At 33.9% G+C, this 12,801-nt stretch carries 10 protein-coding genes; 9 read left to right on the top strand and 1 reads right to left on the bottom strand.

Features of this window, described 5'->3' with window-relative positions; genetic code table 11:
* The first annotated feature begins 29 nt into the window (after positions 1 to 29).
* From AN957_RS00905 to AN957_RS00895, 3 genes are all read left to right on the top strand, one after another.
* Positions 30 to 1,301 (top strand): IS110 family RNA-guided transposase, encoded by a 1,272-nt coding sequence (locus tag AN957_RS00905; protein ID WP_056681801.1) that lies wholly within the window; start codon positions 30 to 32, stop codon positions 1,299 to 1,301.
* A gap of 745 nt (positions 1,302 to 2,046) precedes the next feature.
* Positions 2,047 to 3,474: a serine hydrolase domain-containing protein gene (locus AN957_RS00900; protein ID WP_056681939.1), complete on the top strand. Its 1,428-nt coding sequence runs from the start codon at positions 2,047 to 2,049 to the stop codon at positions 3,472 to 3,474.
* A gap of 735 nt (positions 3,475 to 4,209) precedes the next feature.
* Positions 4,210 to 6,099 (top strand): serine hydrolase domain-containing protein, encoded by a 1,890-nt coding sequence (locus tag AN957_RS00895; protein ID WP_056681798.1) that lies wholly within the window; start codon positions 4,210 to 4,212, stop codon positions 6,097 to 6,099.
* 82 nt (positions 6,100 to 6,181) lie between these two features.
* On the opposite strand, the gene AN957_RS00890 is transcribed toward AN957_RS00895, so the two are convergent.
* The gene (locus AN957_RS00890; RefSeq protein ID WP_056681795.1) at positions 6,182 to 6,715 is read right to left on the bottom strand and encodes a dihydrofolate reductase family protein; all 534 of its coding nucleotides are present in this window, start codon (positions 6,713 to 6,715) and stop codon (positions 6,182 to 6,184) included.
* An 832-nt stretch (positions 6,716 to 7,547) separates the two neighbouring features.
* On the opposite strand from AN957_RS00890, the gene AN957_RS29055 reads away from it, so the two are divergent.
* The 6 genes from AN957_RS29055 (at position 7,548) to AN957_RS00865 (ending at position 12,797) form a co-directional block, all read left to right on the top strand.
* Positions 7,548 to 7,697 (top strand): hypothetical protein, encoded by a 150-nt coding sequence (locus tag AN957_RS29055; RefSeq protein WP_379999449.1) that lies wholly within the window; start codon positions 7,548 to 7,550, stop codon positions 7,695 to 7,697.
* A gap of 366 nt (positions 7,698 to 8,063) precedes the next feature.
* Positions 8,064 to 8,789, top strand: a complete 726-nt coding sequence (locus AN957_RS00885) for an ABC transporter ATP-binding protein (RefSeq protein WP_056681792.1) — start codon at positions 8,064 to 8,066, stop codon at positions 8,787 to 8,789.
* 73 nt (positions 8,790 to 8,862) lie between these two features.
* On the top strand, positions 8,863 to 9,690 hold the full coding sequence (locus AN957_RS00880) for an ABC transporter permease (RefSeq protein WP_053477979.1): 828 nt from the start codon (positions 8,863 to 8,865) through the stop codon (positions 9,688 to 9,690).
* A gap of 14 nt (positions 9,691 to 9,704) precedes the next feature.
* Positions 9,705 to 10,487, top strand: a complete 783-nt coding sequence (locus tag AN957_RS00875) for an ABC transporter permease (RefSeq protein WP_053477978.1) — start codon at positions 9,705 to 9,707, stop codon at positions 10,485 to 10,487.
* Positions 10,488 to 10,659: 172 nt separating this feature from the next.
* Positions 10,660 to 11,337, top strand: a complete 678-nt coding sequence (locus AN957_RS00870) for a response regulator transcription factor (protein WP_053477977.1) — start codon at positions 10,660 to 10,662, stop codon at positions 11,335 to 11,337.
* Positions 11,325 to 12,797 (top strand): HAMP domain-containing sensor histidine kinase, encoded by a 1,473-nt coding sequence (locus AN957_RS00865; RefSeq protein WP_056681791.1) that lies wholly within the window; start codon positions 11,325 to 11,327, stop codon positions 12,795 to 12,797. The genes AN957_RS00870 and AN957_RS00865 overlap by 13 nt, the downstream gene beginning before the upstream one ends.
* The last annotated feature ends 4 nt before the right edge of the window (positions 12,798 to 12,801 follow it).

The raw sequence follows: 12,801 nt of genomic DNA, 5'->3' as shown, positions 1-12,801 counted from the left end.
AACTCACATTCTAAGGAGGAAGCTCTAATATGAAGTTTAAAATGCAAGACAAACAAAATCAACTAATAGAAAGAATTTCAGATAAACATCTCGTTGTTGGGGTAGATATTGCACAAAAAACGCATGTTGCCCGAGCTGTGAATTTTCGTGGAATAGTGATTGGTGAACCCCTTACTTTTGAAAATAATGAAGAAGGGTTCGACAGTTTATTTCAGTGGATTAATAGGTTAAAAATTTCAAAAGGTTATAGTACCGAAATAGTTGGTATGGAACCGACTGGACATTACTGGTTAAACTTATCTAAATGGCTATACGATCAAGGTGTGGATGTAGTAACTGTAAATCCTCATCTTGTTAAAAGGAACAAAGAAAATCGTGATAACACCCAATCCAAAAGTGATAAGAAGGATGCCCTTGTGATTGCGGATATGGTCAAGAATGGATACTACTCCTTTATTCGCCCAACTTCGGAAGCATTTGAGGAACTTAGAGTACTAATGTCAAATCGAGACGTTATTGTTAAACGTCTTGTGAGCTCTGCGAATCAAATTAACCGATGGGTAGATGTTGTATTCCCTGAATTTCGGGAGGTTTTTAAAGATGTAAAAGGAAAAGGAGCCATTACGACTCTTCGCTTATTTCCAACACCAAAGGAACTGCGTTCCTTAGATGTCAAAGATATAGTAAATGGATGGAAATCATTAATGAAACGACAACCTGGCTTGAAGAAAGCTCAATTATTGATTAAGCTATCTAAGAATTCTGTAGGTACCACTCAAGCCTACGATGCTTATAAACTACACCTAAAAATGTTACTCGACGAATTTGATCTCGCCACAATCCAACTTGAAACAGTCGAAAAAGAAGTAAGTGAAGTACTTAAAAACATTACTTTTTCAGATAAATTACTTGGTATTAAAGGATTAACTGAAGTAACCCTAGGTGGCATTTTAGGTGAAACTGGCGACCTCAGTAAGTTCGCACATGGTAATTCTCTATTACGTCATGCAGGTCTACATCTAGTAGAGGCTAGCTCAGGTAAATGGAAAGGACAAATTGTAATTTCTAAACGAGGAAGGTCTCGTTTAAGGCGATATTTATTTCTAGCAACACTTAGTCTTGTGGCAAATAATCCTGAGTTTAAAGCTCTTCACTCTTATAATGTTGAGGTTAAAAAGATGAAGAAAATGAAGTCAATAATGAAACTTATTGGTAAGTTGGCAAGATTATTAGTTGGAGTGGCCCGGCGAAACGAGTCTTATTGTCCAGAAAAAGTATACCCATTAATACCAGCAGCATAACCCAATTATCTTCAGTTGAACACGACTAATAAAAATTGTTGAATATTGGCTTATTCGTAGGATCTCAAAGAAAGCACGGAGTACTGGAATACTTAAACAAAAGGGCATTGCGACCCATTCCGTTAGCAAAACCGGCCTCCACCCCTTGGATAGGCATGACGAAGGAATGAAAGGGCTTAGACCCGTTGAGACATGGGAGGGATAGCCTCCAGGGGCGGCGTGGAGTAAGCGTGCAGTATACTGGAAATAAGTGGGGTATTTGTTCTACTCCTCTATTCCCGCATGCATTCATGTAGCCCAAATATCTATAATTATTTCAATCATCCGTTATTGTTCTTACAAAGTGGTTTGAAATCCTGCGAATAAGCGAGCATTTGAGAGAAAACAGAATCTATCTGAGGGAGTTTAAGTACATTTCTTCACAATCTCACATAAATATCTGTATAATGATAATAAAGTTATTGAATATTGATTAATAAAAGCTAAGAGCCTTACTACATTCTACGTAGCAAGGCTCTTTAAAGTAGTTTCAAATTACTTCCATCTGTTTATATATTACTTAAAAAATGAATAATAAAGTTGTTTACTTCTTATTGAACTAACGTATCTTTTCGTTTAAGAGTAACTCTTCACAATTACTTGATATTATATAGGTGAATTGAAAGATAAATTAATATTTAGTTTAGTAGTTGTAAAAGTAGATTATTTATATGATTCTCTTATAATTTTTCAAAAAGGAGAGTTTATGAAAAAGATTATTGTTTTTATATTAATGATATTTATATTATTCTCAGGATTGGCAACACAAAGTTATGCGCTATCAGATTCGAAATCTGCGGCAATACAAGCGTTGCTAGATGATGCCCGTCGTATATCAGGTGTACCGGGAATGTCAATCTCAATACTTGCTGATGATGAAGTGTTCTACTTTTCTTCAGGGTATGCAGACCGTGAAAAGGGGTTGTCTGCAAGTGAAAATACACTCTATGAGTTAGCCTCGGTCAGTAAAGCTTTTACCGGTATGGGTATTATGCTGTTGGAAGAGCAAGGGCTGCTCTCAATGACTGACCCTGTCCAAAAATATTTACCTTGGTTTACTTTAAAGTATCAAGGGAAACCTGTTGATATGCAAAGTCTTACACTAAATAACTTTCTTCACCATACCAGTGGTCTAACAAATATTAGGCATACTCAAAATATTCCACAAGGCAATACACCGGATATGTTGCAAAAGACTGTGGAAATGCTCATAGATGCTGAATTGGCGTTCCCTCCCGGTGAACAGTATAACTATGGAACCGTTAATTATGACGTATTGGGTTTGGTTATTGAGATTGTCTCGCGACAAAGCTATGAAGATTTTATGAGGGAACAGGTATTTCAGCCGTTAGGTCTTCACCAGACGTATGTTTATAAAGAAGATGCTCAAGCCACTGGACAGTTGGCACAGGGCTACCGTTCTTCCTTTTTTATGACAACTCCATTTAAAGCTCCGGATTATGCTGGGAATAAACCAGCAGCCTACATCATTTCTAATACAAAAGATATGGCGCGTTGGATGGGCATACAGATGGGTATCGTGCAGGACATACCCGAAATATTTCACACGGTTATCGAAAAATCACATAGGGGTGATATGTCTGTTTCGGCTGTCAACGATATGTATTATGCGGCAGGCTGGTCGGTAAACGCCGACCAAACGATTATAGAACACACTGGGGGCAATCCAAATTTCAGAACCCAAGTAGCCATACTGCTAAATGAAAGAACAGCCATCTGCTTGCTGAGCAACAGCGCAAATACCAATATAAACCTGGTACTAAAAGTTAAAGATATATTAGACGGCAATCTAACTCAGTCATATGAAATAAGCGGCACACAGCTTTTGGATATCATTTTGTCGTCTATCACAATTATTCTTTGCCTATTGGCCGTTTTGCTAATTCTCTTAGGATTACGCAGAAGGAAAACGAATGAGCGGCAGCCAATGACAAAAAAGAGAATAATCGTAACAGTTATTTTCCTGCTCGCTACGATTGCCCAGGGTATACTGTGCTGTGCTTTCGATTGGTCAACGATACTTATTTGGCAAACATATAGCGTTCTTACAGCTTTGATTTCGTCAGCATTATTAACAGCAAGCATTACATGGTTTGTATACACTCACCGATAGAATACCTCGCTCCCAAGATAAGCATAATGTTAAGTAATTAAATTTCAATTTATCGGTATGCTTAATTTGAAAAACATAAGACACTTCGGTGTCTTTTTTAATTTCATCGACAATTTTCTCAGTCAAACCTAATTACTATTGCTTCCACTAACCTGCTCTGTTCGTGGAATAAGGATTTTTAAACAACTATATTATTTCTAAATGACTTTATTGTAAATTAAACATCTTTATTATTTCTGCACAATATCCAGTTTTGTTTAAAGTCTTATTCCATTAAATGGCCCTATAATGGAATAAGACCTAAATCGATTCATTCCTATGCTCAGTATTGAATTTAATTTCATTTTGATAATGTTTAAGATAAGCCCTCATCCATCAGCTTTCGAATAACAAGGTCACCTCCACTCTCTTTTTTCTTTTATTTTTTTCAAAACCCTTCTAATTGATAAAAAAACATTTCTAATTAATCTACTTTCAAATCCTTTAACGCATGATTCAAAAATACAGTAACATTTCGTTTTATACGTCTAGTGCGCTGGGATGATGAATCATTGTGTGCTTTTCACCAGTTTCAGAAGGAAGAAATGGTTGTAAACACCGATTATGATTCACGGTCTAACTAACGCGCAGTAATGATCCTGTACTTCATGACAATTAATATGAACGATTTCAAAGAAGGGTACGTCTTATCTATGGCCAATAAGAAAGGCTTGTAACTAAAAGGAGGAGTATGGATTGAAAAAAATTAAAAGTATGTTTTTCATAGTGGGGTTGTTTCTTTTCCCACTTACAACTTTTGCCGAAATGAAACAGCTTCCCTCAGGCTTAAAGGTGGATCAAGTTGAGGAGACAGTTGATCATATAATGGAGAAGTATATTGGAACGGAAATTCCTGGTGCAGCCCTAGCTATAGTAAAAGATGGTGAAGTCCTATTATTAAAGGGGTACGGATTGGCTGATATAGAGCAAAAGCTAGCGGTCGATCCGGAGAAAACGGTCTTTGAAGCCGGATCGGTATCTAAGCTATATACATGGAGTGCTGTTATGCAGCTAGTGGAGCAGGGTAAGTTAGATTTAAAAACAGATATTCGCGAATACTTACCTGAAAACTACCTTAACCTCACATTTCCAGATAAAGTGACTATGATGGATTTAATGAACCATACAGCTGGATTCGAGGATAAAGCAGATCAGCTGTTAACGACTGATCCAGAAAAAGTGATTCCACTAGAAAAATTTTTATCATCGGAATATTATCAACCAAAGCAAGTATTTAAACCAGGCACAGTTACAGCTTATTCAAACTATAGTACCTCGTTGGCAGGGTTAATTGTGGAACGTGTGTCAGGAAAGGGTTATGCCGATTATATGCAGGAAAATATTATTGAAAGGCTTGGAATGCCGCATTCAACCTTTGCAACAAACTATCTTGAGATTCCTAAAATCGCTGATTTTAAAGGGAAAAGCTATCGAAAAAATGGTGATCACTTTGAGACTGTTGATTGGGCATTTGTAAATGATACTCCAGCAGGTTCTTTAAATACCACGGCAGCGGACATGGCTCAATTTATGATCGCACAGCTTGGTTCGGAGAACACTTCATTATTCGAGCATATGAGCACTTTGGAAAAAATGCATGAACAAACATATCAAGTTCATGAGCTTTTACCAGGAAATGCTCATGGATTTTGGGAGCGATATAGTGGGGAGTATCGGTTACTTGAACATGGTGGGAATGTCATTGGGTATACCTCACAACTGACTCTTGTTCCGGAAGAAAAGTTTGGATATGTGCTACTAATGAATGTGGCGAATGAGATGACAGGATTAAGAGTTGATTTAGTTGATAAATTAATAGGAAAAAATGAATCTATTGAACATGGGGAAAATAGTGAGAATGACGAGGTTGTTCAAGGCACTTATCGAATGGCAAGGGGACTGTACACCAACTTTTTAAAGCTTTTACCGATTGTGAGCAATAGTGATGTCACTATTCAACAAAATCCTCAAGGAGGGATCAACTTTATATCGACGATGGCACCTGAGCCAATTCACTATATTGAAACAAGCCCACTGCTCTATGAACGTGCTGATGATACACTCACTTTATTAGATAAATCAGGCATAGATACAAGTCGAATCGCTTTTGACTTGGATGATAAAGGGAATGTGATAAAGATGTCACATGGAGTAATCAGTGATTACCTGCCTGTAAAACTAAAGGAGCGTGTGGACATAAACCTAGCGATCATTTTGATTAGTGTAATAACGTTTATCCTCTATACAATCGTTTTCGCCGTTAGATGGGGAGTAAGGAAATTAAAGAAGAAAGAGAAAGGAAACTTGCATTGGGCTACGCCATTATTATCTGGTGCGGGACTCTTAGTAATAGTAAACAGCATCATCCTATTTAGTCGTTTTACGTCCGATCCATTTCAACCATTATCGCAAATGCGTATTCATGTGTGGATAAATTGGTTATTCCCTATAATGACTGTAGTTTGTGCCTATTTCATCTTTAAACATTTTAAAAACAGTAAGATATTTGGTAAAATAACGCAATTACTTTTGCTTTTCGTTTGTTTTATTTTCAACTTATTTCTTCTCAATTTCTACTTAATTTAATCTATCAAAACCGGGCAGTGTTTGTCCGGTTTTTCAATAAATACGATGAGGATGCTTATGTTCCCACGTAAACAACATATTTTTAATGTTTAACTCCATAATGTAGTTCTACAAATTGATTGTATTTTTTGGTTCCTTTCAATGTAAGGTCTAATTGATAATCCCCCTCTTTAAATAACGGAATTCCTTTTCCAATTATAGTTGGGGCAACTGTTAAAATAATTTCATCAACTAATTTTTTTTCCACAAAAGATTGTAACAATTCTCCTCCACCAACAAGCCAAATGTTTCTTCCTTCTTGATTTTTCAATTTATTTGTAAAACGAACTATATCATCATTAATAAATTTGACATCTTCAGTATCTTCAATTGAAGACCTTGTAAAAACATAACATTTTTTATTTTTATATGGGAATTCCCCTGGTACGTGTCTTGTCATCCAATCATAAGTTTTTTTGCCTATTAAAACTGTGTCCACTGTCTCATAAAAATCTGAATATCCATTATCACCTTCACCTTCAACATTAAATAACCATTCTAAAGACTCATCTTTCGTAGCTATGTAACCATCTAAACTCATAGCAATAAACAGTACCAAATCACGTTTTTCACTCATAAATATCCCCCTGTAAATAATTACTGAACATACGTTCTTATATAGTATAACAACAATTTTTCCTTATTCAACTAACCTGCGACGTTAGCTTAAGTACAGCTCTTCACAATCTCCACTTTTCTATAAAGAGTTATTCTTTTGTGGAATAGAGTGACTTACATCTTTTAACAACATAATTATTTTTTAAATGACTTTATTGTAAATTAAACAACTTTATTATCTCTGACACTTACTTCTTAGATAGCGAAGGAGCTTTAAGGCCCTTTCAAAACACAACCTCATTATTCGGGCGGCAGCACAACAGCATCCAGGACAGCAAATAACGCTATCCAGGATGCTGTAAGTGTCGCTTCGGTATTAAATGCCCCGATAACAACCAGCTGTAGGAATAGCTACACCTGGTAAGTTCCTGTTCCATTTACCTTACGGCCATACCGAACGAGCCGAAAATCCTCAAAAGAATAAAGACAAAAATCTAAGAGCAAAAAAGGATAGCCGGTTCCCACCGTTTTTTTTATTTGTTTTCTCCTTTTCGCCCATTTGCATTCCGGATCGTATCATCACGCAGCGTTTCTAAGCTTCCAATCGGTCGGGACCCCGAACCCAACCGATTCCAAGCTAAGAAACGAGTCAATCGGGCAAAATAATCCCCTTTGGGAACTCCTGCTATTCGGAATGCAAATAGAAGGAGAAAAAATAAAAAAAGAGAAAAAAAGCATTCAAAAAACAACAAATTTTAGAGAAAAAAGAGCAAAAAAATGAACGTATATGAAATCGTTACTCAGAAGATTATTGAAAAATTAGAAGCCGGAGTGATCCCTTGGAGATTAATGTGAATGCAGTTAATTGGTTGACTCAAAAGCCGTATAGAGGGATAAATACAATGCTATTAGAACCTGGTGAATACGCAACTTTTAAACAAATAAAGGATGCTGGCGGCAGAGCGTATTGTACATCTCATTTTTATGGGATAAAGGTATAAAGGTTATTATTCTCTATGCTTGTTTATGTTTTTTCCCAATCTTACGGGAGAAATGGAACAGAAAGTACTTCTTACTAGACAACAATGATACTTATAAGATTACTCCAAAAGTCAAAGCAACGGTACTATCCAATTTGCGATTACAACGATAAGGTAATTTCGATATTAACCGAAGATCATTTTACTATTTTGTTTTGAAACCGACCAATCTGGTAAATCAATGAGCATACTTTCCTAAAATGGGAGAAAAACCATTTTAAGTACATCGTTTAAAAGATTTTTATCATAGTTGTTAAAAAGTTGATAACTATATGTTTTTATAGTTATACGAGGGATTTAATCTTTTAAGAAAAAGAGGGATTTAAAATGAAGAGCATGATAGAAGTTCAAAATGTAAGTAAAACTTTAAACAAACGAAAGGTTATTCAAAATATGACTTTTAATGTTATGAAAGGAGATATATGTGGATTTATTGGTCCAAATGGAGCCGGTAAAACTACACTTATGAAAATGGCCACTGGACTAATAAAGCCCAGTGAAGGAGAAATTTTTATAAATGGGATTAATGTCCAAAGGGATAGAGAAAAAGCGCTGTTTGAAGTTGGAGCAATAATAGAAGTCCCAGTATTTTTTGAATATATAACTGGAAGAAAAAATCTTAGAAATCTTGCTAGATTAAATATTGGAATGGACCGTAAAGAACAGTTAAAAAAGGTTGAAGAAGTATTAGAACTTGTTGGACTAAAAGACAGGGGCAACGATCTGGTAAAAAATTACTCTTTAGGAATGAAACAAAGACTAGGTATTGCACAGTCGCTACTTAACAATCCGTCCATTGTTATTTTAGACGAACCTTCTAATGGGCTTGACCCCATTGGCATGAAAGAATTACGTGAATTAATACTCAGTCTTGCAAAAGAATTTGATATTACCTTTTTTATCTCTAGTCACCTTCTTGATGAGCTTCAAAAGATTTGTAATAAATATATATTTATTAAAGAAGGGTGTATTAAATGGATTGGGGATGTTAATAGCTTAGTAATTGATAAAGAAAAAGACTTGGAAGAAGTTTTTTTAGACTTTATGGAATAATTCCCCTTTTATCGAACAATAAATTGAAAAGTCCCGGAAACCTTTAATAAATATGAAACAAAGGAAGGTTTTAATGTTTAAATCATTAATTATATATGAATTTGAAAAGTTCTGGTTTAAAAAGATAAACATTGTTTGTCTTATTGCAATACTTATAGTTAATTTTTTATCACTGAAATTCGCATTACAATCTAACAAAGCAGCAGAAATGACAGATATTGTATTCAGTTCAAGTCTTAACTTTCACATAACTAGTTTACAAGAAATGCTTTTAACCGCCTTTAATGCAATTATAATAACGTTTTGTATTTTAAGCTTCCATGAAGAATATAGAAAAGGTAATTTAAGAATGACATTCATGAGAGGGATTTCGATACGAAAATTATATATAGCAAAATCCTTAGTAATGAATCTTAATATCCTTTTAACAATTTTAATTCACCTTATAATTTCTTTACTTATTGCTTTAATAATTCTTCCTAAAACAAGTTCTTCACCTTTGTATTTTAAAGAAGGACTATACACCATAAGTGATGTCGTATTTTTTTCCATTAGATACTACTTTTTAGCATATTTGAGTCTTTTAACTTTTGGAAGTATTATTGAAGTTTTATCAATTAAATGCAAATCAGTAGCCGGTGTTTTAGGGCTAAGTTTGGGATTTGTATTTCTTAATTTTATTTATATTTCTTACGTATCTTTCTTATTAAAAGACTATCCAATTAGTGACCCGATGGTACTAAAATATAATTCAATATCTCTTGTGTTTGTCCAAGCAAAAGGAGCAGCATATTTTGCTGCTGGATTTACAGATGTTTTTTTGTATAGCATGATTATCATTTATTTAATTTTCAAATCTTTATCATATTTAGCTTTTACAAATAAAAATTATTTAGAATAAAGGAGGACTATTTTATGTTGAGAATTATTTTATCAGAATTCGGGAGAATATTCTCTAAAAAAAGCACAAAGATTATATTCCTAATTACTGGTTTATTTCCGGTATTGATCTTCTACTTTTTTCAACAACGATGGGGTATAGACTATTATATAGTTAATGGAGTAAATTACTCATTAAACAATCTTAATTACCCAGTAACTCAAATGCTCGAATATAACTTTTTATTTCTTTTTATTATTTTACCATTATTTTTTAGCGAATCTTTAAGTTCCGAAATTGATTCTGGCGGGTACAAAATGATTCTACTTAGGCCGTTTAAAAAGTGGAAACTTTTAGTTGGCAAGTGGATTGTTTTAATGCTGACATATTTCAGTATGCTCTTGTGCGTATTTCTTATTAACTTCCTGATAGGAAACCTATTCCTGCCTCATGTGAAATTTACAAGTTATTACAATATCAATGAAAACCTAAACCCTTTTGATTCTATGGTTTATAATTTAAAATTCTATTTAATTATTTTAATAGTGCATCTAGCTGTTCTCTCTATAATTTCATTTTTAAGTATTGCTTTCAAAAAAACAATAATAGCCTTCTTTGGAAGCATAACATTAATGATTGGTGGTATGTATATATCCCTACCTTTACAAAATATTCTATTTAATACACCGGATGTTGCTTACTCTATTTTAGGAGGAACATATGAACTTTTAAATATGTTAATATTTATACTAGTTTCCTTTTCAATATTTGGCGTAGCTTTATGGATGTGGAATAAAAGAATTGGTAGTATTGCATAGAGTGCCTTATCTCAACCACTTTATAAACCCTCAGCGCGTTCATAATGGCAAACGCGCTTTTTTAGAATAATCAATCAGGCATTGATGTAAAGTAAGCTTGGGAAAATCAAACCAGATCCTTTTATTAATTAAGATGTCCCATCCGTAAATAGAAAAGGGAGGAAATATTAAATTGGGGGAACAAATACTTATTGTAGATGATAACGAAGAGATCATTTCGTTTTTAAAACCTGCTCTAGAAGTAGAGGGATATATTGTAGACTACGCTTTGAACGGAAAAGAAGCTTTACGAAAAATAAAGAAAGAGTTTGATATCATATTATTAGATGTTGGACTTCCTGACATAGATGGTTTCACAGTTTGTGAAAAGATAAAACAAGTTAACTCTTGCCCGGTTATTTTTTTAACAGCAAAAGGTCTTGAGCAAGAAAGGGTTAAGGGTTTCCTAGTAGGAGGGGTTGATTATATCGTCAAACCTTTTTCTTTGAAAGAACTAATACTCAGAGTAAAAGTACATATCAATCAATTAGATCGAAAATATGAGAGAACATTCATTAAATCAGGGGAAGTCGAAGTTGATATTTCAGCGAAGAGTATTAAGATAAACGAACAACTAATTGACGTTACTAAAAAGGAATATGAAATTATAGAACTTCTATCTACTCATCCAGGGCAAGTGTTTTCCAAAGAGAAAATATTCGAATTAATATGGGGATATACGAGCGATAGTGATATTACTACTATCACTGAGCATATCAGAAGAATTCGTTCTAAAATTTCCACGAATACATCCTTTGATAACTGTTATATAAAAACAGTATGGGGGGTCGGATATAAATGGGAAGATTGAAATACCTAAATAGAAATTTAAAATTAAAAACGCAGTTTCTTTTGTTTTTCATATTAAGTGCTTTAATAGCTGCTTTCCTAAGTATCATAATTGTCTCAATTTGTATTTTCTTATTTGAAGATCTCAAACAAGTCAACGAAATAAAGGATTATGTTAAATTAAATACTGAGAATGCCTTGGATCAGAACTACCAAAAGGAACTGAAACGCAGGATACCAGACGATTTTGATTATTGGCTTTTTATAACCGACGATAATATACCTTACACCTCCTCGTCTAATTCCATACCTACTGAACTATCTAATATTATACAAAATCGTCCTACAGAGGAGGTTAATGTAGCAACAGACGAAAACCGTATAATTTCTTATATACCATTACATAGTAAAAGTATAGATGGGGCCTTTATTTTAGAGTATAAAGATACGTTGTTTCTAAACTCAAAGCTCATTAATAAAATGATTAATAAAACAAGCTATTCAGCTTTTTTTAATCTTTTTGTATTTATCCCTATATTGATACTTTGCCCTTTTATTACGGCATTTATCTTTTCTTTATTGTTGGCTAGGAGCATTAATAAGCCTTTAAAAGAATTAATTAATGCTAGTGAAACAATTAAACAAGGTCGATTAGATTTTGTAATCAATACCTCCTACAACAATGAAATAGGACAAGTACTAAAATCGTTTGAAGAGATGAGAGAAACTCTTCAAGAGTCATTAAAAAAACAATGGACAATGGAAGAACAACGTAAAGACATGATTCTCTCTTTAACACATAATATTAAAACGCCCGTAACCATTCTTAATGGCCATTTAGAATTAATATCTAATTATGGACAAAATTTAACGAGTGCTCAAAAGAAAGAATCTATGGATGTTGTAGTTACTAACGCTGATAGGATACGGGTAATGATTAATCAGTTAAACGAGATTTGGGACTTAGAAAGAACCAACTTTTCATTGTTTATTCAAGATGTATCTTTATGTAAGTTTACAAAGGTAATAAAAGATAACTTTGATCAAATTTGTTCAAAGAAAAATATCGCTTTTGAAATCGTATCATCTATTCACAAAGAAGATACATTCAGCTTTGATCCCCTAAGAATGAATGAAGTATTTGAAAATATTATATCAAATTCCATTAAATTTACTAATAATGGGGAAATAAAATTTGAAGTAAAGAAAGAAGGAGATGGCATATGTTTTAAAATTTCCGACACCGGAACCGGGTTTAATGAGAAGGACCTTGAATACATATTCAATAAAGATTATAAAGGAGATGAAGGGGTTAAGTCTACCAGTAGCTCCGGGCTTGGTCTCTACATTTGTAAACTTATTGTAGAAAAACACAATGGAAAGATTAAAGCCTATAACAATTGTTCGGGCGGTGCAAGTATCGAGATTTTCTTGCCGTCTTTAATGAATAAAACTAAAATACAATCTCCCTCATATTTTTAGATGG

Source organism: Cytobacillus solani, from assembly GCF_001420595.1.
GTDB classification, from domain to species: Bacteria; Bacillota; Bacilli; order Bacillales; family Cytobacillaceae; genus Cytobacillus; species Cytobacillus solani.
Note: the sequence above shows the minus strand (reverse complement) of the source record. Positions and strands in the feature narration are given on the sequence as shown.